We start from the raw sequence: 22220 nt of genomic DNA, 5'->3' as shown, positions 1-22220 counted from the left end.
GGCAGGGGCCTGGTGGCCGCTGGTCTTCGACCAGCTCACCGCCTGATCTCGCAGCGACCGACGAAGACCGAATGCCGGACGGGCCGACCGCAAGGTCGGCCCGTCCGCTCGTCCGGGCCGGTCTGCGAAAGCTGTGATCGGTAGGCCGTTGCGACGCGCGATGCTGGCGAAGCCCCCGCTCACCGTGGCAGGGGACGCGCCCCCGCAATGCGGGTCGCGCCGTCACCGGCCGCCCGCACGGCGGCGGAACACGAGGAGGTCCGCGATGAGCACAATGGACCCAGCGGCCGTGCGGCGCGCGAAGCGGCGGCAGCGGGCAGGGGATCGGCGCTTCCTCGCCTGGGCGGTCGTCGTCGCAACGGTCATGACCGGGTGCGCCGTCTTGCTCGGCCTCGCCATCGGGGCGACCGCAGACATGTTGCGGCACTCGATCATCGACAGCGTCTTCGACGACCGGCTGCCGTTCCCGACGTTCTGGGGCGGCGGCACGCTCGGGTACCTCTGGACCCTCGGCACGGCCGGTACCCTCTTCGGCTCCATTGCGGCGTCGTGGCTGCTCGACACCTACCGGAGCGGGGAGCGGCAGCCACGGATCCTGGCGGCCCTGGCGGTCTGCGCGGTCGCCGCCGCCGTCGTGGCGGACGCGCCGACCTGGCTGGAACCGCTCGAAGTCGGGATCAGGCTGGATCCGGTGTTCCATGAGGACACTGCCTGGAGCGTCTTCGGATGGATCGCCTACTACGCGGATGTCTGGCTGCCCGGGATCGCCGTGGTCATCGCCGGTCTCGTCGTGGCCCATTCGATCAGCCACTACCGCAGCCTGCGGCGCCAGATCGCCGACCGCTCCCGCCTGCTCATGGAGGGCCGCCGCACCGCGGGCGCGGTCACCGGGGTGGAGCTGCGCACCGCGACGAACGACCAGGGGCAGCGATCGATCGTCGGCGCCGAGGTCACGGTGCGGTTCACCGACACCCACGGCGTCGAACGGTGGGTGACCCGCTTCATCCGAGGCCGGTCCGGAGTACCGACCACGGCTTTCTCGGAGGTGCTGTTCGATCCGCGGCGGCCGGGTGACGACCACCTGATCTTCGTCGCGTTCCATCCCGACCCGGCCCCGCCGGAGTGGATCGGCGCGGATCTCTGAACCACTGCGGCGCAGGGGATCACGACGTCCAGTTTCGCGGGCGGGCGATCTCCATCGTCTCGGGCGCTGCACCGTGCAGGTCCCGGTAGGCGGCCACGATTTCGTCCTTCACGTCTTCCCCGGCTTGGAGGCGGACCAGGAACGGCACCAGCCAGTGCAGCTCTGCCGCATCGAATTCCATGTTGAAGGAGGGATTCAGCTCGCCCCGCGTCTCGTCGATCAGGATCGAGAGGCGAACCAGCCCGCCCGCGTTCACCACATGCGGGCCGATCGAGAACGCGGTGATCGAGTCCGCACCGTCCGGGTACAACGCCACTTCGACAGGGTGCGGGTAGTGCCCGGAGGGCGTGCGGGCGAGCACGAGAAAGCGCAGGGGATCAGGAGCCCGTTTCTTGTTCTTGGCCATTCGCCCATCACATCACGCCGGGCCGACAGCCCTGTCCGGGCAGCTCGCGAGACGCATAGACCACCAGGCAAGAGAAAGCGGGCCGTACAGAGCTGCGCTCCGCCGGCCCGTCGACTCACGGCCTCTTCCACCCGCACCGCCGATACGGGCGCTGTCGCCGCGATCTTCGCGGAACTCTCCACCTACTGCGGATGCGGCGTCACCGGCCCGCCGGGCAGCGGCCGACCCGGTTCGGGATCGCCGGGCTCGGGGTAGGGCCGCATCGGGTCGGGCTGGTTCGGGTCCGGGTACGGCCGCGTCGGATCACCGGGCTCCGGATACGGCCGCATGGGGTCGGGCATGTTCGGATCTGGGATCGGCTGGGCAGGGTCGGGCCTGTTCGGCTCGCCCGGCACGGGGCGGTCCGGCACTGGATTGTCCTGATCGCCCGCGATCTGCGGCTCGTCCCCGCCGATCTCCTGCTGAAGCGGAGTGCCCCGGCGCTCCTCCTCAGGGGTCAGGCCGAAGTGCTCGCCCCGGTAGTCCTCCGCGTCCCCGCCACCGTCGCGGGTGCGGTCGCCGTCGTGAGCCGTGTGTCGTTCAGACATGTCTCCCCCTCTGCTTCGAATCGAAGGGGTACCCGGTTCGGCGACCGGTCATACCGGAACGAAGCGCGCCGTCCTGCGAAGGTCTCCTGCCGTGTTCACCTGGCTCGGCAGGCCCCGAGCGGGCAGATCGACCCTCTGCGCGCGGTACCGGGCCGCCACCGCGTCGCGCCATGCCGGCCACGGCTCGAGGGAGTCCGACGAGGCGGCGTTCATCCACGGCACGGTGATCGACGCCGACGGCGGACGCACCGGCGTGGCAGTCCTGCCCGCCTGACCGTTCAGGAGGGCGGCCAGAGCGCCGGCCCGCAGGTCAGCGCTTCGAGCCCAGCTGGATGAGGGCGACGTTCCACCACGACTCGCGGTCCTCGAGCGCCGCCGGGTCGATGGCGTTCATCGTGGCGCGCAAGGCCTTCGCTCGCTTGGCGCGGCCCAGGCCGCCCGTGTCCGCGTCGATGAAGAGCGCGAAGTGGTACAGGAACTCGGCGAACGCCTTGAACGTCGAGTTCACCAGCTCCAGCGTCCCGTCCCCGACGCCCAGGAGCAGGACCTGCCCGTTGTCGGTGTCGAGGCAGAACAGCATGTCGTCCCGCTCCTCGGGGACCGCGCCGATCACGGCCAGCGCGAGCGTCCCGTCAGGGCCCATCTCCAGGTTGATCAGGCTGTACAGGTCGAACTGCGCGCCTTCGAGGTACGCGGTGAAGACCGCGGACATGTCGAGCGGCAGGAAGTCCACCGCCGGGTAGGTCGCTGCGGGCGCGGCGAACTCCTCCATCCAGTGCCGCCGCGGGTACGGGATGGTGTTGTCAGGCTCCCAGGCCTTCAGAAAAGCGTCGCTGTCGGTCACGGTGCTTCCTCACAGGGGATCGGGGCGCTCGCCGGGATGAGGTGATTTCGAGCGGGTAAGCGTACCAAGGGTCGGTGTCCCACCACGGCTCGTCGCCGGTCGCTGCGGGCGCACCGCGCTTCGGGGAGGACGCCGCGGTCAGAAGAGCCCAGCGACGGCGGCGACGACGAACAGGACCAGGATCACGAGGACGCCGATCGCGATGTACAGGAAGATATGCGGATTGATCGCGATCAGGATCAGCGCCAGCACCACCGCGACGGCGGCCGAGACGCCGACGATCTTCCACTTCTGCGAGCCCGCGTCCGCACTGTCGCGCAACTGCTGATTGACCTTCGACAACGGCTGCGCGGGCATGACCGCGGTCGGCTCCAGCCCGGCCTCCGCGAACCCAGGGGGCGGCAGCTGCTGCAGGTCAGACAACAGGATGTCCAGCTCGGAATAGACCTTCGCCTGCATGGCGGCGTCCACGCGCTCCTGGTACTCGAGCACGTCGAGGCGGCCCTCCTCGACCGCCTCCCGCAGCCGCTCCATCACGACCTGCCGGTCGGACTCTGACGCACGCATCTGATCGCGGTCCATTCGGCGACACCTCCATAGTCGGATGCTCCTCAAGGATGCCAGCACCCCGCAACCCACGCCAGGGAAACCTCCCCGCCGCGCTCCTCGCCCCCATCCTCCCGCACGACTCGCCGGCTCCACCGCGGCAGACCCTTCCCCGATCGCCCGGAAGCTGCGACGATGGGACCGTGAGCGAACGGGAGCAACTGATCGTCGGCGTCGGCGCCGGCACCGAGACCACCGACATGGTGCTCAACATCGGCCCGCAGCACCCGTCCACCCACGGCGTGCTGCGACTGCGGCTGCGCGTCGACGGCGAACGCGTCACCGAATGCGAACCGATCATCGGGTACATGCACCGCGGCGCCGAGAAACTCTACGAAGTGCGCGACTTCCGCCAGATCATGCTCCTCGCCAACCGCCACGACTGGCTCTCCGCGTTCTCCTCCGAACTCGGCGTCGCCCTCGCCGCCGAACGCCTCGCCGGCATCGAAGTCCCCGAACGCGCCACCTGGCTGCGCATGGCCCTCGCCGAGATGAACCGAGTGCTCAACCACCTCATGTTCCTCGGCTCGTACCCGCTCGAAATCGGCGCGATCACCCCGATGTTCTACGCCTTCACCGAACGCGAACGCCTCCAGGAGGTCTTCGAGGAGGCCAGCGGCGGACGCATCCACTACATGTACAACTGCGTCGGCGGCCTCAAAGCCGACGTCCCCTCAGGCTGGGAGGGACGCGCGCACCGCGCCCTCGACGAGGTCGAGCACGGCATGGTCCGGCTCGACAAGCTCCTGCGTCACAACGAGATCTTCGCGGCCCGCACCAAAGGCGTCGGCGTGCTCGACCCCGCCGCGGCCGCCGCCTACGGCGTGACCGGCCCGGTCGCGCGCGCCAGCGGCCTCGACTTCGACCTGCGCCGCGACGAGCCGTACCTGGCGTACGACCAGCTCGACGTCCCGGTCGTGCTGCGCACCGAGGGCGACTGCTACGCGCGCTTCATCTGCCTGCTCGACCAGGTCGCCGTCTCGATCTCACTTGCGCGCCAATGCCTTGAGCAGGCGTCGCTCACCGGCGGGCCGGTGCACTCGAAGCAGCCGAAGATCTTCAAGCCGCCCGCGGGCGAGACGTACGTGTGGACCGAGAACCCCTTGGGCGCCAACGGGTACTACCTGGTGAGCCGGGGCGAGAAGACGCCTTGGCGGCTGAAGCTGCGCACCGCGTCCTACGCGAACGTGCAGGCGCTGGCGACGCTGATGACCGGCTGCCTGATCCCGGACATGATCGCGATCCTCGGCTCGATGTTCTTCGTGGTCGGCGACATCGACAAGTGAGCGGGCAGGGCCGAGCAGCGGTGGGGCTCAGGTGCAGCCGCCGGTGGTCTCGTGGACGCGCATGGGCTGGGCGTCGACCTGCTCGGTCCAGCTGGTGAGGGTCTCGCCGCCGGGGCAGTCGATCGAGCCGTAGTCCCAGGCGTCGGTCGCTTCGGCCGGGGGCTCGGGCGTGAACGACCCGAGGGGCGCCTCCAGTGGCCTGCAGCCGCTGATCGCTTGCACTGCCACGGGTTCGGCCCAGCGGTCGCCCGGGGGGTCGGCGGCGGGCGCGTTGACGCGCACGCCGATGAAATCCTGGGTCGTGCCCGACCACGAGGCGCCGTCGGGATCACTGGTCAAGGAGCGCAGGGCGAACCGTGCCGCCAGCGCCTCCACGTGCTCGACCGTGGCGCCCGAGACCTGGAGGGTCCGTTCGAGCGACAGGCCCTGGCGCACCGGCGTCACGTCGCACGCCTCCCAGGTCAGCGGGCCCACCGCGAGGACCGCCGCGCCGGTGAAGACCGCCGCCGCCTCGCCGACCGCGGCGTCGAGCAGCTCGCGGGCTCCGGCCGCGTCGACCTGCTCGCGCACGGTCGCGCGCGAGCCCGCGAAGGCGACCGCGACGAGCAGCACCGCCCACACGACGACCGCGATGCGCAGGCGGCGCCGCCACCGCTCCGAGAGGTTCGAGAACACGGGACAAGTCTGCCCTACGCCTTCGGTGAGATGCCGATCACAATCTGCGATCCGATGTCACACTCTTGAACCATGTCCCGTCCTCCTCGCATGAACCGACCGGAAGCGCACCCCACCGAGGCACCCGCCGAGGCGCCTCCCGCGAGCCGCGCGCTCGCGCAGTTCGAAGCACTCCGCCCGCGCCTCTTCGGCGTCGCCTACGGCCTCCTCGGCTCGGTCGCCGAAGCCGAAGACGTCGTCCAGGACGCCTGGATCCGCCTCCAGCGCACCGAGATCGAGGAGATCGAAGACCTCACCGGCTGGCTCGTCACCACCACCTCCCGCCTGGCCCTCGACGTGCTCCGCGCGGCCCGCACCCGCCGTGAGGCCTACGTGGGGCCCTGGCTCCCCGAACCGGTCGAGACCGCGCCGGACCCGGCCGATTCGGTGAGCCTCGCCGATTCGATGTCCTGGGCGATGCTCGTGGTCCTGGAGACCCTGAGCCCGGCCGAGCGCGCCGCGTTCGTCCTCCACGACGTCTTCGGCCTCACCTTCGAGGAAGTCGGCGCGGCCCTGGGCCGCAGCCCCGCGGCCTGCCGCAAACTCGCCAGCCGCGCCCGCGAGCACGTCGAGGAGCGCAAGCCCCGCTTCGACGTCGACCCCGAGGCGCACCGCGCGGTCGTCGACGCCTTCTCGCAGGCCACCCGCTCCGGCGACCTCGACGGACTGCTCGGTCTCCTCGACCCGGACGCGGTCCTCACCACCGACGGCGGCGGCCTCGTCAGGGCCGCCCGCAACCCGGTCCGCGGCGCCGACAAGGTCGCCCGCTTCCTCGTCGGCGTCACGCACAAGTACGCCGACCGCGCCCACCGCCCGATCGTCATCAACGGCAGCCCCGCCCTCATCACAGTGTCCGGCGGCATCGTCGACGGCGTCATCGCCCTCGGCATCGAGCACGGCCGCATCGTCACCGTCGACTACCTCCGCAACCCGCAGAAGTTCGCCGGCCTGCGCACCACACAGGCCGAACAGTAGGAAGGAAACACCATGGAACCCCGACTCGCCTTCACCGAGACCGAGTTCGCCAAGCAGTACTACAAGCACATGCTCGCCAACGAGAAGCTCTTCCACACCGGCCCGGTCCCGTTCGCCACCATGGAACTGCTCAAGCTCCGGGTCAGCCAGATCAACGGATGCGGCTTCTGTGTGGACATGCACTACAAGGACGCCGTGCACGCCGGCGAGGACCCCGAGCGGCTCAACCTGGTCACCGTCTGGCGCGAAGCCCCCGCCTTCACCGAGCCCGAGCGCGCCGCGCTCGCCCTGGCCGAGGAGTCGGCCCGCCTCGCGGACAACCCGCACGGCGTGACCGACGAGACCTGGGAGCAGGTGCGCAAGCACTACGACGACGAGCAGATTGCCGCCCTGGTCGCCATGTGCGCCCAGATCAACGCCTGGAACCGCATCAACGTCGCCCTCCGGACCCCGGCGGGCTTCTACGACCCGGCCACCAAGACGGCCCGCTACAAGGACATGAACGGCTAACGCCGCGGCCGGGGGGGGGGCGCGCCCCCCCGACCGGGTAAGCCGAAGCGCACCCCACGGAGCCGCCACGGCGCCGTGGCCGTCCCCGGACCGATGCGCCGGGGCAGACCGGCGACGCCTGGACCGCACGGCAATCCGAACGGCACGCGACCGTGAGGGCCGCATCCTAAGGTGCCAGGTCGTCGTCCAGGATGCGCCGGTGCGCGCGCCTGAGCTCCGGGCCCGGCTCCAAGCCGAGCGAGTCGACCATGAGATCCCGCGTCTCGGCGAAGACCTGCAAGGCCTCCCACCGCCGGTGGTCCTTGTACAGCGCGACCATCAGCAGCTCCGCGAGCCGTTCGCGGAACGGGTTCGCGACCATCGCCGCGCGAAGTTCGCCGATCGCCGCTCCGAAATCGCCGGATTCGACGAGCAGCCCCCACCGCCGCGACTCCACTGCGTAGCGCCGCTCGGTGAGCTCGACGGCGGTGGCGTAGAGCGGGTTGTCGACGTCGACGCCCTCCAAGGGATTCCCGCGCCACAGCCGCAGCGCCCGGTCGTACACCGCGACCGCCCCCGCCGCATCGCCCGCCTCCCGCGCCCGATCCGCGCTGCGGCACAAGCTGTCGAACACCTCCAGGTCGAGCTCCCCGGGCTCGGTCCGCAACGTGACCTGCCGCCGGTCCGCCACCACCCGCGACTCGAGTGAGAGCGGATCGGTCAGTGCCGACCGCAGACGGCGCAGATAGGTGCGCAGGTTCGGTCCGGCCGAAGGCGGCGGGTCGTTCCACACCAGGCTGCCCAGCCGCCGCCGCGGCAGCGGGCGGCCCGCGTTCGCGAGCAGCACCCCGAGCACCGTCTGCTGGCGGCTGCCTCCCAGATGGACGGGAACCCCGTCGATGAGCACTTCAAGTGGTCCGAGCATCCGGAACTCCATACGGGACTCCTCCGGCCGGCGGGGTGCACAAGTGTTCGCGACGAGGGGTCGCTCCATCTTATACGCGGCGTATGCGATCTGAAGTTGCTTTCATATCCACTGCGCCACATACGGTTCGGTCATGGTCAAACGCATCGAGAAGCACTCCGGATCCCCCGACCGCAAGCGCGCCTTGGTCGCCTTGGCGCTCTCCTTCACGGCCGCCGCCGGCGCGCTGGTCCTCGCCCCCTCCGCCGCGCAGGCCGAGACCACCGGCGATCACTGCGTCTACAACCTCACCCGCGACGAGCTCACCTGCTCCGAGACCCCCGAAGCGGCCCTAGCCGCCGACGCGGCCGACGCCGGAGACGTCGGCATCCAGGCCACCAGCACCCTGGTGCGCCTCTACGACCAGGTCGACTACGGCACCGCCAACGGCACGTTCACACTGACCGTGGACGGCACCTACAACTGCACCGCGGCGTACACCCCGGTCGAGTTCACCGTCGTCAACCTCTCCTCCGCGGGCTGGAGCAACCGCGCCAGCTCCGCGCGCACCTACCACCAGTGCGACGTCAAGCTGTTCGACAGCGCCGATGCGACCGGCACCTCGTCGACCTGGATCGACGCCCTCGCCAACCTCAACACCGCCTCGGGCGGCTGGTCGAACCGCGCCAGCTCCTTCCAGGTCAGCTAGACCGACACCGATACCGATGAGGCCCGGCCGCACATGCGGCCGGGCCCGCCGCGTATACGCCGCGTATACGACCTGAAACGGGTTCCATATGCATTGCGGCGCTTACGGTTCCGTCATGTCTGAACGCAAACGGCAAGACTTCCCGCTCCATCGGCGCGCCAAGGCCGCCGCGGTGCTCGCCCTCGCTGCGGTCGCGCTGCTCCTCGCTCCCGGCGCCGCGCAGGCCGACACCACCGGCGACCACTGCGTCTACAACCTCGTTCGCGAAGACCTCACGTGCGCCGACTCGCCGGAGGCGGCCCTCGCCGCGAGCTCGGTCGGCCTCCAGGCGGACACGGTCCTGCTGCGGATGTACGGCGACACCAACTACGGGACCTCCACCGGCACCCACACCCTGACCGTGCCGGGCTCCCACACCTGCTCGTCCGCGTACTCCCCGGTCGAGTTCACGATCACCCACATGGGGTCCTTCACCAACAAGGCCAGCTCGGTGCGCACCTACAACTCCTGCGACGTCAAGCTCTTCGACAACGACTCCGCCACCGGCACCTCGTCGACCTGGATCGACGCCCTCGCCAACCTCAACACCGCCTCGGGCGGCTGGGCGAACCGCGCCAGCTCCTACCAGGTGAGCTAGAACGACCCCGAAACACAAGGGACCGGCCGCAGATGCGGCCGGTCCCTTATCGTTCGGCGGCATGCAAAAGGCGGGGCCGCTGGTGCGGCCCCGCCTTTCAGACTGGGATACGAGCTGAATCGCCCCGGTCGGTCTCGATACTCGTGATCGACTAGCGGCTCACGGCCAGCTTGGTCTCGTTCAGACCGCGGTCGGCCTCGACCTCGCCGGTGGCGTCGCCGTAGCGCGAGAGCGCGCGCAGCGTCCACTTGCCGGGGGCGGCGAAGAAGCGGAACTGCCCGCCCTCACCGGTCACGACCTCGGCCGTGAACTCGCCGGAGCCGTCGAGCAGACGCACGTAGGCGCCCTGCACGAGTTCGCCCTCGTCGTTCACGACCGTGCCCGTGAGCACGGTCTCCTTCTCGATGTCGACCGACGCCGGCAGGGCCGCGTCCTGGTCGGGTGCAGCGCAGCTGTCAGACATTGGTATTCCTTTCCTACCGTCGCCGGTGTTACTTGGTGCCGGGCTCGTCGCCGAGCGCGATCGGGACGCCGACCAGGGAGCCGTACTCGGTCCAGGAGCCGTCGTAGTTCTTCACGTCCTCGTAGCCGAGGAGCTCGCGGAGCGCGAACCAGGTGTGGCTGGAGCGCTCGCCGATGCGGCAGTACGCGATCGTCGACTTGGACTCGTCCAGGCCGGCGTCGCCGACGTAGAGCTCGCGCAGCTCGGCCTCGGACTTGAAGGTCCCGTCCTCGTTCGCGGCCTTGCTCCACGGCACGCTGAGCGCGGTGGGGATGTGGCCGGCGCGCTGGGACTGCTCCTGCGGGAGGTGGGCCGGGGCCAGGAGGCGGCCGGCGTACTCGTCGGGGGAGCGCACGTCGATGAGGTTCTTGACGCCGATGGCGGCCTCGACCTCGTCGCGCTTGGCGCGCAGGTCCCAGTTGAGGGGCTTGGCGACGTAGTTGGTGGGTTCGCGCTTGACGATCTCGGCGGTCACGTCGCGGGCGTCGAGCTCCCACTTCTTGCGGCCGCCGTCGAGGAGCTTGACGTCCTCGTGGCCGTACAGCTTGAAGTACCAGTACGCGTAGGCGGCGAACCAGTTGTTGTTGCCGCCGTAGAGGACGACGGTGTCGTCGTTCGAGATCCCGCGCTCGGAAAGGAGTTGCGAGAACTGCTCCTGGTTGACGAAGTCGCGGCGGATCGGGTCCTGGAGGTCGTCCTTCCAGTCGATCTTCACCGCGCCCTTGATGTGGCCGTAGTCGTAGGCGGAGGCGTCTTCGTCGACCTCGACGAACACGACTCCGGGGGTGTCGAGGTTCTCTTCCGCCCAATCGGCGGTGACCAGCACGTCTTCACGAGCCATGGCTTGTTCTCTCCTGAACGTAAATGAAACTTGGGTTCTTAGGTCAGAGAGCGAGCCCAGTACGTGGTGCGAAGCGGGGGCGGAACGCTGCTGTTCGCAGCTGAGCAGGGTTCGTCCTGGACAGATGGTCCGGGATTCGAGCCGATTGACGTCACACCCGAGCAGTACCGCTTGTCGCAAGCGGGCCTTGGGTTTGTGGTGAGTCGTAAGCCTTGCTCTGAAGTTCGCGCACGCTGGGCCGCAATGCGGCGACCGCCGTCGGGCCTCTTGGGGCCTGGCGAGTCGCCTAGGGCATTCGACAGAGCGTGGTCGCGATCATGCAGTAGTCGATCGCGCGCCGCTTGGTGAGCATCGGCTTGCGCATGGCTGGAACGCTAGCAGACTTCCCGGGCCGAATCCATACCCGTTCTCGCGATGCGGACTGTGACGAAGACCCAGAGCTACGGGCCGGTGCCGCCCGGTGCCCGCCCGCGCTGGCGGCGGGCGGGCAGTGAAAGCGCAGGTGGATCAGGTGAGGACGACGTCCCGGGCGTTGCCCGAGATCGTGACGACGTCGCCGTCGAATCGGATCTCCGACAGTTGGATCCCATATGGCAGTTCGGGCAGTTCCACGGTGGAGGCGAACTCGCCGGCGGCCTGGTCGACGAGCGGCTGCACCTGCGGCGGCAGGCCCTCGGTGAGGGACTCGACCGCGTCGGGCGTGAAGGTGAGCGTGTTGTCGGCGAACTCGAAGTCGCCGGTGGCCTCGAGGTCGACCTGGACGCCGAGGAACTCGCGCGAGCCGGTCAGGGAGGCCGTGCCGTCCGCGTCGACCTGGAGGTCGAAGCCGGTCTGCTCGGCCACGATCGCCTCGATCGAGTCGACCGAGACGGAGCCGGTCACGTCGAGGGTGCTCGCGACGGCGTCGCCGCCGTTGCGCAGCTCGCGCCAGTCGGCGTCCACGTCGTGCGCGACCATCTCCAGGGACGGGAAGGTGAGGCCGTTCGAGCCGACGTCCCGGAGCGTGATGTCGATCTGCTCGAACTCGCCGGTCCAGGCCTGGGTGAGGAACGGCCAGCCGTGGATCTTCACGTCGGGTTCCTGGTCGGAGTAGGCGCCGTTCGCGGCGGCGGTGCTCGCCACCTCGTCGGCGATGCGGCGTTCGACCAGCGCGTTCGCGACCCGGTCGCCGAGCGCGACGACCGCGGCGACGATGACGAGGGTGATGAGCAGGCGGCGGAGGATCTTCACCAGAGGGTCTCCTGTGCAGCGGTGTGCCCGGCGGGGTGCGCCAAAGGGCGGTCGACGGACGGAATGTGTCAGTCGATCATGTAATAGGCGCTCAAGAGGTACACGACGGGGCCGGTGATGGCGAACGCCAGGAGCGGTCCGGCGGCGCTGACCACCGGGTTCGGGGCGGTGCCCGCGCCGTCGATGCGCCGCGAGGCGGACATGTACCCGCACGCGAGGTCGGCGAGGACCGCGGTGAGCGCGATGAGGAGCCCGCCGACGGCGGCGTGCGTGGGGTCGGGGCCCTCGATGACGAGCCCGGCGTACGCGGCGGAGGCGGTGCCGCACATGGTGCCGATGACGATGCCGAACGCGCCCCGGGTCACCTGCCGGTTGATGCGCGGATCGGGCATGACGAGGTCGACGGCCCGCGCGGCGAGGATCGCCGTGCCGGCCGCGACGACGGCCGAGTACATGGCGGGCGGGGCCGAACCGAGCCGCGAGAGCGCGATGTAGCAGGCGTAGCCGCAGACGGCGAGGCCGAGCAGCATCGTGAACCCGAGGTTCTCGGTGACGCCGACGTGGGTGCGGCGCACGAGCTGCGCGGCGACGGCGACGCCGAACGCCAGCGCGAGGAGCACCGTGATCGGCACGAGCGAGACGGGCGTCCAGACGACGGCGGCCGCATCGGCGGCGATCGCGAGCAGCGCGGCGACGGCGAGCGGCACCCAGGCGCCCTCGATCCGGCGCACCCAGGTCACGAGGCCGACCATGGCGAGTTGGAGGACCGCGATCCCGGCGGCGTAGACGGGGCGCTCCATCTGGGCGCCGAGCACGAGACCGGCGCTGATGACGATGGTGGCCGCGACGGCGGGGAGGCGGTGCAGGAGGGCGGGGCTGGGCGGCGGGAGGGTGTGGTCCTCGGCGCCGCCGGGGCCGGTGGTCCGGTAGGCGCCGGTGCTCCCCGAGGGGGTCTCGCCGGAGCGGGCGGCCGCGCGGCGGCGCTCGGAGCGGCTGGGCGGGGCGTCGGGCCCGGGGTAGGCCGGCCCCCCGCGCTCGTCCGCGGCGTCGGCGGTTCCGGCGTAGGCGTCGCCCCAGGCGGCGCCCTCGGCGGCGCCGGGCGCCTCGGGAGGCTCGTAGCCCCAGGTCTCGTCGGGTCGGCTGTACGACACGTCCACAGCCTACGGCAGCAGGAAATCCCGGCTCGCTACCTTGGCCATGAGTCACCCTTGCGGACGGTCGTCGGGCACGTTGCGTGACGCCGCGTCCGGTCGGGCGGATCCGGTGCCGGACCGTCGCCCACCCGCACGGAAGGAGCGGGTGGCGCACGTCCGGCGCGGCCTCGGGCGTCGGGCGGGACGCCGCCGGGCCACGGTCCGCCCCCGGTGCCGCATCGTCCCATCATGTGGACAGTTGGGGGAGGTGCTCGGAGCCCGGTCGGGCCCCGGTCGCGATCGGGCCCCGGATCCGGATGCGGGCCAACGGCGCAGGTCGCGTTCGTGACCGCTTCGTATCGATCCGGTGAACGCGGCTTGTCGAAGACCTACCGCAGAGGCATCCCGCATGGTGAGGTTTCGCCGTGGTGACGCTGGTCTTTTGACTGGTGACCGTTTACACTTGTCCAGGACTCCACCTACCGCATGTAAGCCCGCCCGCCGCCGACGCCGGGAAGAGCGATAGTCGCGTGTGCTCACCAACCAGCGGAGGACTGCTGTGGAAATCCTTATCCTCACTTCCAACCCCGTTCCGGAGTCCCCTGAGTCGATCCTGCCCTCGCTGGAACTGCTGCCCCATCGTGCGCGCTACGCCGGCCGGGACGTACGGGCGCTGCTGAGCGGCCCGAGCCCCGACGCGGTCATGGTCGACGCCAGATCGGACCTCGCTGACGCCCGCGCCACCTGCCGCGTTCTCCAGGCCACCGGACTGACCGTGCCGCTGTACGCCATCGTCACCGAGGCCGGCCTGGCCGCGCTGCAGGCCGACTGGGGTGTTGACGACTTCCTGCTCGCCTCCTCCGGCCCCGCCGAAGTCGAAGCGCGCCTGCGCCTGGCCACCGGCAAGCCGAACGCGGCCACCGCCGCCGGCCCGGCCGTGATCCGCGCCGGTGACCTCACGGTCGACCCGGACACGTACGCCGCCAAGCTCAAAGGCACGCCGCTCGACCTCACCTACAAGGAGTTCGAGCTGCTGCGCTTCCTGGCCCAGCACCCCGGCCGCGTCTTCACCCGCGAGCAGCTGCTGCGGGAGGTGTGGGGCTACGACTACTTCGGCGGCACCCGCACCGTCGACGTCCACGTGCGGCGCCTGCGCGCGAAGCTCGGCAGCGAGTACGAGTCGATGATCGGCACCGTGCGGCAGGTCGGCTACAAGTTCGTGGCCCCGCCGCCGGAGAACCTCCGCGAGTCCGAGCCCGCCCCCAAGCGGGTCGACGCCTGATTCCCGGCTTCCACTGACGAGTGACTTTCGAGCGGGTCCGCTGAGCGGGCCCGCTCATTTCGTTGTGTCCAAAGTTGACAGAGTTGCGATTGCGCTCTCTGGTGAATCAGTGATTCCTGAGTCGAGACACGGAAAGAAAAATGCAATCGAATAAGGAAAACTTACCATTATCAATGGGGCGAGAGAATGGTCCTATCGGGACAAATGCCGCAACTCTACGTACCCATGCTATTGCTCTCGGTGGTTAGAATTGAGTTCGCTTTGGACCTAACCTTCCCTCTTGGAGTGTGACCCCGTGTCCGATCGCTCCGTCGACCCCGAAGCCCTCGCGGTGTTCCGCGAGGTCGCCCAGGGCCGCTTGGACTACCTCGAAACCCTCATCGATCAGTTGCGCAACGGCAACGAACTGGGCGTCGAACCCGGGTTCGGGCTGCTCGACGGCGCCCTGACCGCGCGCGACGCCTACCGCGAGTTCCACCGGCAGACCTGGACCAACCTCCAGGACCTGCGGGCGGACTTGACCGGCATCATCGCCACGCTCGACGGTGTCGCCGAGCGGGCCGTCGAGGACGACGAGACCTCCGCCGTCCAGATGTCACGCGGTAGGGACTGATCGCCATGTCAGACACCCAGCAGCAGAACCAGAACCAGCCGCAGGACGAGCCGCAGGACCCGGACCTCGGCGAGGAGCCGAACTACGACGACGAACTCGACCCCGACCGCGCCGTCGAACCGGACCCGGACGAGGAACCCGTCGACACCCCTGCCGACCCCGACGCGGATGACGACGAACCCGCCGAGGGCTCGGAGGAGGACCCGGATGCGGACTCGGACGACGAGGACGCCGGCGAGGACGACGACGCCGAAGGCGACGAAGATGACGACGCCGACGAGCAGGACGACGACTCCGAAGACGACGACCCCGACGACGACTCCGATGACGACGAGGACGACGACGACGAAGACGAAGACGAGGAAACGGACGAGGACGACGGCAAGAAAGAGGAAGAAGACGAGGACAAGGACCACCAGGGCCGTCAGACCTACGAGCGCGAAGAATGGGACGGCCAGGCCCCCGACAACTCGGCCGACTTCGAGTACCAGCGCATGGACGCCCAGGCCCTGTTCCTCTCCGGCGCCCCCTGCTCGCACGCGACCTGCCAGAACACCGAGAACCCCGCCGAGGCCGCCTGGATCAAACTGGTCTCCGCCATCCCCGAGGTAGGGCAGGTCAGCAACCTCACCGTCGTCACCACCGGCACGGCCGCTCCCGGCCAGGACGCCATCCAGTCGCTGGTGTCCCAAGTGCGCCCCGACAACCCGGACACTTACGCGCTCAGGGCGATCAGCACGCACTGGCAGGCGTTCAAGGACGGGTTCGACACCGACCCGACCAGCGGGATCGCCCCGACCCTCAAGGCGGGCCTGCGAAGCCTCTCCGAGCACTGGCAGGGCGACGACTTCGACGCGTTCGCCGAGCAGGTGGAGGTGGTGATGTCCAACTGCGCGTCGATCTGCGACGACATCGGCGACCTTTCCTCCGGCGCGGTGGGGCTGCTGGAGCAGAAGGCCGACGAGTTCTACGGCCTGCAGGGCGGCTCCTCGGGGGAGCTGCCGTATCCCGCGCCGCTGTACTGGATCTCGGACCTCGAGTCGATGTACACCGATCCGTACGTGCATGTGCGCCCGCCGTTCCGCAGCGGGCTGTGCGACGTGACGAACGGGTGCGGGCACTCGGGCGGGCTCGTCGGCTCGCTGCTGGAGCTCGGCGGGTTCGACAAGGACTACCTGCGCGAGGTCTCGAACTATGTCGAGGCGCAGACCGAGTACTACATGAACAAGTTCAAGAACGACAAGCCGCCGCCCACCCCGGAACAGTGCGCGGCGTGGGCGCAGGCCGACGCGAACAACGAGATGAGCAGCGACATGAGCGCTGGTCTGGACGACTACGAGTCGCGGGCGCGGATCGCGAACGAGGACGTCATCAACCGGTGGGAGAACGCCGAGGAGTCGGCGGGGACGTTCGCGCCGGAGGCCAAGCCGTCGAACCCGTCGACGTTCCGGGAGGCCTCCGACATGCTCGGAGACGACTACGGGGGCCTGGACGCGGGCTCGGGCGGCTTCGTGCCCGGCAGTGTGCCGCCTTCGCCTGACGCCGCCGGCGGCGGTGCGGGCGGCGGTGGCGGCGGCCTGGTGCCGCCCGGCGGGACGAGCGGTGGTCTCGCCAGCGGCGGGTCGACGCTCGGCAGCGGCGGCTCGTTCCCGGTCGGCCCTGGGACCTCCACTCTGGAAGGCGGCGGTTCGGGGGGCGGAGCCGCAGGCGGTGGCCGCGGCGGCGGCGGCATGGGCGGCATGATGGGCGGCGGTGCCGGCGGCGGACGCGGCATGGGCGGCGAGCAGCAGGCCGAAGGCGAGCACCGCGACTGGCTCGAGGAGGACGAGGAGATCTGGGGCATCCGCGCCATCGACGACGATCCTTACGCCTGATCGCACGGCGAAGCGGCGGGCCGCGACCCTTCGGGGTCGCGGCCCGTGCCGGTTCGGGGACGGACTCATGACCGAGCCGTGACGGGCGTGGCGAGGGTGTTCCGAACGAACCCCCCGACGCGAACGGAGCGCCAGCAATGACGTACCAGCCCGATCCCCGTCAGCCGCACCCGCAGCCTGGCGTCCCGCCGCAGCACCCGCAGCCGGGTGTGCAGCCGGGCGCGCACCCGCAAGGGCTGCAGTCGAATCCGCACCCGTACGCGCCCGGACCGGTAGGCCCCTCGGGCCTGACCGCGGAGGAGGAGGCCCAGCACCGACAGCTCGTCCTGGCCGGCATCGGGCTGCTGGTCGTGCCGATCCTGCTCGCGATCATCCTGTCGGCCGTCGATGCCCCGCTCGACCCGAAGTTCACGGGCCCGGTCTTCTCGGCGGTGCTCATCGCGGGCGCCGCGACGCTCGGCAAGGCGTACCGCTTCAAGCGCGACACCCGGCGACGCTGACAGTGCCCCACTCGACTCGAAGGTCACCGGCCCGGTCTTCTCGGCCGTGCTCGCCGCCTGCGCCGCCACGCTCAGCAAGGCGTACCGCTTCAAGCACGACATGCCGCGACGCTGACAACGCCGAGACTTCGTGAAATGCACGGTGGGCCCGCTTTGCAGTGGGCCCACCGGTCTTCAGTCGTGCGTGTCGTCCTCGGGCCGATCCGGGCGGTCCGAGAGGTCGTCACGGTCTTGTTCTTGTTCCTTGCCGGTCAAGGGCTGTCGGTCCTGGACGGCGTCCAGGCTTGCTCCCCGCCCTCGACTCCGTCGAGGTTGTGCTCCTAGCCCCGACTCCGTCGAGGCTGTTCGCTTAGCCCTCGCCGCCGTCCAGGAGCGGCCAGCCTTCGGCGTTCCATTCGATCGTCTCGATGCCGAGGTCGAAGTGGCCGTCCTGGTGGTAGGAGTGGTACGCCATGAGGCCGTTGGAGATCGACTGTCCGCCGGTCGCGACGTAGTCGCCGTGGGCGCCGAGCACCAGGGTGCCGCCGCCGTCGGTGAGGGCGACGCCGTTCGCGTCCACGAACGGCCCGGTCGGGGAGGTGGAGCGTCCGACGCGGATGTTGTAGGTCGAGTCGGCGCCCGCGCAGCAGACGTCCCATGAGGTGAAGAGGTAGTAGTAGCCGTCGTGCTCGGTCAGCGCGGGCGCCTCGATGCCGGCGCCGCCGCGGCCGGCGATGTGGACCGGCGCCGCCCCGTTCGCGGCCTTGCCCGAAGGCCAGTCGAGCTCGAGCATGTAGATGCCCTGCCACCAGGAGCCGTACGCCATGTAGTGCTTGCCGTCGGCCTCGAGGATGGTCGGGTCGATCGCGTTGTACGGGTCGCCGGGGTTGGACTCCCAGACCTGGCCTTCGTCGACCCACTCGTAGTCGTCGTCGGCGGGGTCGAGGGTTTCGTTGGTGGCGACGCCGATGACCGAGCGCTGCTTGCCGAAGGTCGAGGCCGAGTAGTACAGGTAGTACCGGTCCTGGTCCTCGTCGAAGTAGATCTCGGGGGCCCAGATGTTGTCGACGCCGGGGACGGCGTCCTTGAGCCACTGGGGCTTGGCGTCCCACACGGTGTCGACGTAGTTCCAGGTGGCGCCTTCGTCGGTGGAGGAGCGGATGGTGACGTTGCCGTCGCCGAGGGGGCCCCAGCCGGTGGCGAACACGTACCAGGGGTCGCCGTCGGTGCAGGGGGCGAAGAGGCCCGGGTCGTGGGCGCCGAGGTCGCCGCCGAGCGCGGCGGGCGCTTCGATGTCGCATTGCTGCCGGTCGTGACCTCGCGCGTTGCCGTTCCCGTTCCCGTTGCCGTTGCCGGGGTCGGCGAGCGCGGCCGGCGTGATGATCGCCAGCGCCGCGGCGGCGAGGCCGATCGCGCCGGTCGCGGCGATGAGGGTGGTGCGCTTCCGTTGCATGGAAGACCGCCTTGTCCGTGAATCGATGGATTGAAACGACTCAATGTTAACGGGAACATCGAGGTGCGGTCAATCGCCCGAGACAGATCCGGAACCCGGCTACTCCCGCCCCAGCTCAGGGTCCTCCGCCCAGTCCTCCCCGCGAAGCACGGCCCAGAGCTCGCGGAGCCGGGACACGTCGGCTTGAAGATCAGGAACGTTGCAGAAGTTGACGAACGGGAGCGTCAGCTTGCGGTCGGCTACAGCATGCCGAACGAGCGCCGAGACCGGCCCCGGCACGAAACCCCCATGAAGGCCACCGGAACACGACAGCGCCCGCCGCAGCCGACCGAGGGCCTTCCGGCCCCGGTCGCCCACGACGGGCGCGTCCATCACGTCAAGCCTTGCGGCTCAACCCATCAGGTAGTGATCCCCACGATCGTCGAATCGATCGCCGAACCATCGGCCGAGTAGTTCACCGTGCCGAGGAACCGCTGCCCCTCAGCCAGGCCCGACCACGTCAGACCCACCGAGTACTCATCGCCCATCGCGACCGACTGCTCGGCCGGATCAACAGCGAGGTTCCCCTCGTCGGCACCCGGAACCACCCACGCGTGCAGCTTCGCCTCCAACGGAGAAGGACCGGCCCACTCGTCCACGAACACCACGAACGTGTAGCCGCCCGGCAGCGACACGGTCTCGTTCGAACCGCCCGAAGCCGAACTGCCCACCAGCGTCAGCGCGCCGTCAGCAGCCTTCGTGTACACGAACAGGTCAAGGTCCGTACCCGCCGGGTGATCCGCATCGAACGTCGAGAACCGCACCAGCGCCGCATCCTCCGGCGTCGTGAACTCGTACGACACCGCGTGCGAGTTCTCCACCGGCGCCTCCGACGGGAACGTCGACGAGTCCGGGTCCGACAGCGACGCCGTCTTCACCTCGGACGCCACCAGACCCGACACCGAAGCGCCCAGCGAACCGTCGAAGCCCGACGTGCCCGAAAGCGTCGCCGAACCCGAAGCGCCCGTGAAGGTCGCCTCATCCGCAGCCGCCAACTGCACCGGCTTCACCACGATCGGCGAGCGGACCTCGTGCACCGTCTTGGTGCCCTTCTTCTCCACCCACGTGACATCGCCGAACGCCCACTCGTCGAACGCCGCGTCAGTACGCGTGATCGTCAACGTGTACGTCGCCGACTCACCCGGCTTCAGCGTGAACTTCGTGACGTCAGAGGTCACCTCGAAGCCCGCCGGAGCCGTGATCTCGGCCTTGTACGAGCTCTTCTTCTCCGACACGTTCGTCACCGTACGCGTCACCTCGTACGAACCGGTCAGCTCCGCGACCGTGATCGACGGGTAGTTCAGCTGCGACGGGTCGATCGAACCCAAAGCGTCACAGTAGGACTGGACCTTCCCGGCCTCAGGCGTACCGCAGATGTACTGGATCCACTCGGTCGGGTTCGACTCGTACACCAGACCCGGATCGAACATCGCCTGACCGTCGACATGCCCCGCACCGAAGTCGAACGGCGTCGCATCCGCGCCACCGCGCTGGATCGGGTCACCGTTCTGATCGGTCTGGTACGCCGTCGTCATGATCGCCGACTTGACCGCCATCGGCGACCACTCCGGGTGCGCCGACTTCAGCAGCGCCGCCAGACCCGCGATGTGCGGGCTCGACATCGACGTGCCCTGGTTCGTCGCGAAATCGTTTCCCGCGTGGTTGAACGGCGTGATGCCGGCCAGGATCTCCACACCGGGAGCCGTGATGTCAGGCTTCAGCAGGTTCTGCTCCGCCGCCAGCGCCGGACCGTTCGACGAGAACGCCGCCATGCTCGGCGCGTTCTGGTAGTCCAGCTCCGAAGTCTCGACCTCGATGCGCGGGTTCGACTTCGAATCCACCCACTCGGCAAGCGCCAGACCGTCCTCGTAGCTCACGTGCACCACGGGAACCGCCTGCGACGTCACCGTGGTGGCCGCACCGCGCTCGTACTGGTCGCGCACGATCAGCGCGACACCGCCCGCAGCCGCAACCTGGTCCGCATTGGCGCTGAACAGGTTCCCGCGCTCGCAGATGATCGCGAAGTCCTCGGTCTTCTCCGGGTCCAACGTGCCCGCATCGCAGCGGGACGCCGCAGCCGGGTCGGTACCGTCGAACGCCGCGTCAACCGCGTTCTTCACGTACCACTTGGCCTCGCCCACCGCAGCGGCGGCAGGGATCTCCTCGCGGCCGAACTCGACCTCGGTGCGGAACGTCTGGTCGTGCGTCGACGCACCGACCGTGGTCACCCACGGCTCCTGGTGGTCGACCGTCGAGGTCGGGCCGTCGTTGCCGGCGCTGGCCGCCACGAAGACGCCCGCCGCGGCCGCGTTGAAGAACGCGAGCGACACCGAGTCGATGAACTCGGGGGTGCCGGTGGAGCCGATCGAGAAGTTGATGACGTCGACGCCGTCGTTCACGGCCGCTTCGATGCCGGCGACGAGGTCGGCGCCGGGGCAGCCGCCCCAGCAGACCTTGTAAGCGGCGACGCGGGCGGCCGGGGCCATGCCGGAGAACGTGCCGATCTTCTCGCCGTCGATCTCGACCTTGGTCTTGTAGTTGCCCGCGGCGGTCGTGGCGGTGTGGGTGCCGTGGCCGTCCTGGTCGCGGGGCGAGGCGAAGCCGTCCTCGGCGTAGCCCCAGGTGTCGAAGTAGCGGGCGCCGATGAGCTTGTTGTTGCACTCGACGTTGTTGGCCGGGTCCTCGTCGACGCCGGTGACGCACTCGCCGTTCCACTTCGCGTCGATCACGGCCTGGTCGGGGCGCGGCTCGGGGAGCGGGGCCAGGGCCGGGTTCTCGGGCCAGACACCGGTGTCGAGGACACCGACGATGACGCCTTCGCCGGCGTCCTTCGGGCCGCCGAACTCGTCTTCCCAGGAGCCGTTCCCGCCGGAGAGGCCGAGGAAGCTCGAGGTGTCGACCGCGGCGGTCGGCTGGTAGATGGTCTCGGGGATCACCGCGGCGACGTCGTCGCTCGCGGCTAGTTCCTCGGCCTCGGCTGCGGTCAGGTTCGCGGCGAAGCCGTTGAGGACGGTGTCGTACGCGGCGGTCGCGTCGACGTCGTACTCGTTGATGACCGCCTCGCGCTCTTCGGCGAGGGTGCTGCGGTACTCCTCGACTGCCGAGGCCTCGAAGTCGATCGTCTCGCCCTCGGCGGGCGCGGTGGCCTCGTGGGTGGCGATGGGGTCCGAGGCGAGCTGGACGATGTAGTTGCCGTCCTTGTAGTCGACCGGCAGCGCCGCACCCTCTTTGAGGTATTCGGGTGTGACCTCAGGGAGCGTGGGGGGCTCGGCCGAGACGGGTGCGGCGGCGGTGGTGAACGCGATGGCCACCAGGGGGACGGCCGCGGCCGCCATTACGGCTCTGGTTCTGGCTCGGGCGCGCGTCGACGCGCGCCCTCGCCTGCGGAGGGACGGAGATCCCATGCGATGAGCTCCTCTCAAGGGGGACGTGCGCCGTGGGTGAGTGATCCGGCGCGGACAGCGATCTGCGGC

At 69.6% G+C, this 22220-nt stretch carries 24 protein-coding genes; 11 read left to right on the top strand and 13 right to left on the bottom strand.

The window, feature by feature from the left end:
* The first annotated feature begins 265 nt into the window (after positions 1-265).
* On the top strand, positions 266-1144 hold the full coding sequence (locus tag QWI33_RS26915) for a hypothetical protein (RefSeq protein ID WP_289959782.1): 879 nt from the start codon (positions 266-268) through the stop codon (positions 1142-1144).
* 19 nt (positions 1145-1163) lie between these two features.
* Here the strand turns inward: QWI33_RS26915 and QWI33_RS26910 are convergent, their stop codons facing one another.
* Positions 1164-1550, bottom strand: coding sequence for a hypothetical protein (locus QWI33_RS26910; RefSeq protein WP_289959781.1), 387 nt, complete (start codon positions 1548-1550; stop codon positions 1164-1166).
* A gap of 182 nt (positions 1551-1732) precedes the next feature.
* Entirely contained in the window at positions 1733-2137 is a 405-nt protein-coding gene (locus tag QWI33_RS26905) for a hypothetical protein (RefSeq protein WP_289959780.1), read from the bottom strand.
* 91 nt (positions 2138-2228) lie between these two features.
* On the opposite strand from QWI33_RS26905, the gene QWI33_RS26900 reads away from it, so the two are divergent.
* Positions 2229-2411, top strand: coding sequence for a hypothetical protein (locus QWI33_RS26900; RefSeq protein ID WP_289959779.1), 183 nt, complete (start codon positions 2229-2231; stop codon positions 2409-2411).
* Between the two features lie 36 nt (positions 2412-2447).
* Here the strand turns inward: QWI33_RS26900 and QWI33_RS26895 are convergent, their stop codons facing one another.
* Both QWI33_RS26895 and QWI33_RS26890 read right to left on the bottom strand, forming a co-directional pair.
* Positions 2448-2981 carry an SUKH-4 family immunity protein gene (locus QWI33_RS26895; RefSeq protein WP_289959778.1) on the bottom strand — a complete coding sequence of 178 codons (534 nt, stop codon included), beginning with the start codon at positions 2979-2981 and terminating at the stop codon, positions 2448-2450.
* 138 nt (positions 2982-3119) lie between these two features.
* Entirely contained in the window at positions 3120-3563 is a 444-nt protein-coding gene (locus QWI33_RS26890) for a DUF1707 SHOCT-like domain-containing protein (protein ID WP_289959777.1), read from the bottom strand.
* 224 nt (positions 3564-3787) lie between these two features.
* Here QWI33_RS26890 and QWI33_RS26885 point away from each other — a divergent pair, with 224 nt between their 5' ends.
* On the top strand, positions 3788-4873 hold the full coding sequence (locus QWI33_RS26885) for an NADH-quinone oxidoreductase subunit D (RefSeq protein ID WP_353895562.1): 1086 nt from the start codon (positions 3788-3790) through the stop codon (positions 4871-4873).
* A 27-nt stretch (positions 4874-4900) separates the two neighbouring features.
* On the opposite strand, the gene QWI33_RS26880 is transcribed toward QWI33_RS26885, so the two are convergent.
* On the bottom strand, positions 4901-5548 hold the full coding sequence (locus QWI33_RS26880) for a hypothetical protein (RefSeq protein WP_289959775.1): 648 nt from the start codon (positions 5546-5548) through the stop codon (positions 4901-4903).
* A gap of 90 nt (positions 5549-5638) precedes the next feature.
* Between QWI33_RS26880 and sigJ the strand changes: the two genes are divergently transcribed.
* Together sigJ and QWI33_RS26870 are read left to right on the top strand one after the other, a co-directional pair.
* The gene (gene sigJ / locus QWI33_RS26875; RefSeq protein WP_289959774.1) at positions 5639-6562 is read left to right on the top strand and encodes an RNA polymerase sigma factor SigJ; all 924 of its coding nucleotides are present in this window, start codon (positions 5639-5641) and stop codon (positions 6560-6562) included.
* A 69-nt stretch (positions 6563-6631) separates the two neighbouring features.
* Positions 6632-7072, top strand: coding sequence for a carboxymuconolactone decarboxylase family protein (locus QWI33_RS26870; RefSeq protein ID WP_353895561.1), 441 nt, complete (start codon positions 6632-6634; stop codon positions 7070-7072).
* A gap of 166 nt (positions 7073-7238) precedes the next feature.
* Here QWI33_RS26870 and QWI33_RS26865 read toward each other — a convergent pair whose 3' ends face one another.
* On the bottom strand, positions 7239-7976 hold the full coding sequence (locus tag QWI33_RS26865) for an AfsR/SARP family transcriptional regulator (protein WP_289959772.1): 738 nt from the start codon (positions 7974-7976) through the stop codon (positions 7239-7241).
* Between the two features lie 133 nt (positions 7977-8109).
* On the opposite strand from QWI33_RS26865, the gene QWI33_RS26860 reads away from it, so the two are divergent.
* Entirely contained in the window at positions 8110-8664 is a 555-nt protein-coding gene (locus QWI33_RS26860; RefSeq protein ID WP_289959771.1) for a hypothetical protein, read from the top strand.
* A gap of 115 nt (positions 8665-8779) precedes the next feature.
* A complete protein-coding gene (locus tag QWI33_RS26855) occupies positions 8780-9301 on the top strand; it encodes a hypothetical protein (protein WP_289959770.1) in 522 nt (173 codons plus the stop codon).
* Between the two features lie 151 nt (positions 9302-9452).
* On the opposite strand, the gene QWI33_RS26850 is transcribed toward QWI33_RS26855, so the two are convergent.
* The 4 genes from QWI33_RS26850 to QWI33_RS26835 form a co-directional block, all read right to left on the bottom strand.
* Positions 9453-9764 carry a DUF1416 domain-containing protein gene (locus QWI33_RS26850; RefSeq protein ID WP_205326659.1) on the bottom strand — a complete coding sequence of 104 codons (312 nt, stop codon included), beginning with the start codon at positions 9762-9764 and terminating at the stop codon, positions 9453-9455.
* Between the two features lie 28 nt (positions 9765-9792).
* Complete coding sequence (locus tag QWI33_RS26845; protein ID WP_289959769.1) at positions 9793-10644, bottom strand: sulfurtransferase; 852 nt, start codon at positions 10642-10644, stop codon at positions 9793-9795.
* 507 nt (positions 10645-11151) lie between these two features.
* Positions 11152-11874: an LmeA family phospholipid-binding protein gene (locus tag QWI33_RS26840; protein WP_289959768.1), complete on the bottom strand. Its 723-nt coding sequence runs from the start codon at positions 11872-11874 to the stop codon at positions 11152-11154.
* A gap of 68 nt (positions 11875-11942) precedes the next feature.
* Positions 11943-13025 carry a hypothetical protein gene (locus QWI33_RS26835; RefSeq protein ID WP_289959767.1) on the bottom strand — a complete coding sequence of 361 codons (1083 nt, stop codon included), beginning with the start codon at positions 13023-13025 and terminating at the stop codon, positions 11943-11945.
* Positions 13026-13566: 541 nt separating this feature from the next.
* On the opposite strand from QWI33_RS26835, the gene QWI33_RS26830 reads away from it, so the two are divergent.
* The 4 genes from QWI33_RS26830 (at position 13567) to QWI33_RS26815 (ending at position 17276) form a co-directional block, all read left to right on the top strand.
* Positions 13567-14289: a winged helix-turn-helix transcriptional regulator gene (locus QWI33_RS26830; RefSeq protein ID WP_289959766.1), complete on the top strand. Its 723-nt coding sequence runs from the start codon at positions 13567-13569 to the stop codon at positions 14287-14289.
* Positions 14290-14584: 295 nt separating this feature from the next.
* A complete protein-coding gene (locus QWI33_RS26825) occupies positions 14585-14902 on the top strand; it encodes a hypothetical protein (RefSeq protein WP_289959765.1) in 318 nt (105 codons plus the stop codon).
* Between the two features lie 5 nt (positions 14903-14907).
* Positions 14908-16776 (top strand): hypothetical protein, encoded by a 1869-nt coding sequence (locus tag QWI33_RS26820; RefSeq protein ID WP_289959764.1) that lies wholly within the window; start codon positions 14908-14910, stop codon positions 16774-16776.
* A 137-nt stretch (positions 16777-16913) separates the two neighbouring features.
* Positions 16914-17276 (top strand): hypothetical protein, encoded by a 363-nt coding sequence (locus QWI33_RS26815; protein WP_289959763.1) that lies wholly within the window; start codon positions 16914-16916, stop codon positions 17274-17276.
* 349 nt (positions 17277-17625) lie between these two features.
* Here QWI33_RS26815 and QWI33_RS26810 read toward each other — a convergent pair whose 3' ends face one another.
* The 3 genes from QWI33_RS26810 to QWI33_RS26800 all read right to left on the bottom strand — a co-directional run bounded on the left by QWI33_RS26810 (position 17626) and on the right by QWI33_RS26800 (position 22082).
* Positions 17626-18708: an arabinan endo-1,5-alpha-L-arabinosidase gene (locus QWI33_RS26810; protein WP_289959762.1), complete on the bottom strand. Its 1083-nt coding sequence runs from the start codon at positions 18706-18708 to the stop codon at positions 17626-17628.
* A 99-nt stretch (positions 18709-18807) separates the two neighbouring features.
* Complete coding sequence (locus QWI33_RS26805) at positions 18808-19080, bottom strand: hypothetical protein (protein ID WP_289959761.1); 273 nt, start codon at positions 19078-19080, stop codon at positions 18808-18810.
* A gap of 26 nt (positions 19081-19106) precedes the next feature.
* Complete coding sequence (locus QWI33_RS26800) at positions 19107-22082, bottom strand: S8 family serine peptidase (RefSeq protein ID WP_289959760.1); 2976 nt, start codon at positions 22080-22082, stop codon at positions 19107-19109.
* Positions 22083-22220 lie beyond the last annotated feature (138 nt).

The organism is Glycomyces tritici, from assembly GCF_030403505.1.
Note: the sequence above shows the minus strand (reverse complement) of the source record. Positions and strands in the feature narration are given on the sequence as shown.

Bases quoted from the DNA above. Each gene is read 5' to 3' on its own strand.
- QWI33_RS26915 (WP_289959782.1), top strand. From the start codon at position 266: ATGAGCACAATGGACCCAGCGGCCGTGCGGCGCGCGAAGCGGCGGCAG.
- QWI33_RS26910 (WP_289959781.1), bottom strand. From the start codon at position 1,550: ATGGCCAAGAACAAGAAACGGGCTCCTGATCCCCTGCGCTTTCTCGTG.
- QWI33_RS26905 (WP_289959780.1), bottom strand. From the start codon at position 2,137: ATGTCTGAACGACACACGGCTCACGACGGCGACCGCACCCGCGACGGT.
- QWI33_RS26890 (WP_289959777.1), bottom strand. From the start codon at position 3,563: ATGGACCGCGATCAGATGCGTGCGTCAGAGTCCGACCGGCAGGTCGTG.
- QWI33_RS26885 (WP_353895562.1), top strand. From the start codon at position 3,788: ATGGTGCTCAACATCGGCCCGCAGCACCCGTCCACCCACGGCGTGCTG.
- sigJ (WP_289959774.1), top strand. From the start codon at position 5,639: ATGAACCGACCGGAAGCGCACCCCACCGAGGCACCCGCCGAGGCGCCT.
- QWI33_RS26870 (WP_353895561.1), top strand. From the start codon at position 6,632: ATGCTCGCCAACGAGAAGCTCTTCCACACCGGCCCGGTCCCGTTCGCC.
- QWI33_RS26865 (WP_289959772.1), bottom strand. From the start codon at position 7,976: ATGCTCGGACCACTTGAAGTGCTCATCGACGGGGTTCCCGTCCATCTG.
- QWI33_RS26860 (WP_289959771.1), top strand. From the start codon at position 8,110: ATGGTCAAACGCATCGAGAAGCACTCCGGATCCCCCGACCGCAAGCGC.
- QWI33_RS26855 (WP_289959770.1), top strand. From the start codon at position 8,780: ATGTCTGAACGCAAACGGCAAGACTTCCCGCTCCATCGGCGCGCCAAG.
- QWI33_RS26850 (WP_205326659.1), bottom strand. From the start codon at position 9,764: ATGTCTGACAGCTGCGCTGCACCCGACCAGGACGCGGCCCTGCCGGCG.
- QWI33_RS26845 (WP_289959769.1), bottom strand. From the start codon at position 10,644: ATGGCTCGTGAAGACGTGCTGGTCACCGCCGATTGGGCGGAAGAGAAC.
- QWI33_RS26820 (WP_289959764.1), top strand. From the start codon at position 14,908: ATGTCAGACACCCAGCAGCAGAACCAGAACCAGCCGCAGGACGAGCCG.
- QWI33_RS26815 (WP_289959763.1), top strand. From the start codon at position 16,914: ATGACGTACCAGCCCGATCCCCGTCAGCCGCACCCGCAGCCTGGCGTC.
- QWI33_RS26810 (WP_289959762.1), bottom strand. From the start codon at position 18,708: ATGCAACGGAAGCGCACCACCCTCATCGCCGCGACCGGCGCGATCGGC.
- QWI33_RS26805 (WP_289959761.1), bottom strand. From the start codon at position 19,080: ATGGACGCGCCCGTCGTGGGCGACCGGGGCCGGAAGGCCCTCGGTCGG.
- QWI33_RS26800 (WP_289959760.1), bottom strand. From the start codon at position 22,082: ATGGCGGCCGCGGCCGTCCCCCTGGTGGCCATCGCGTTCACCACCGCC.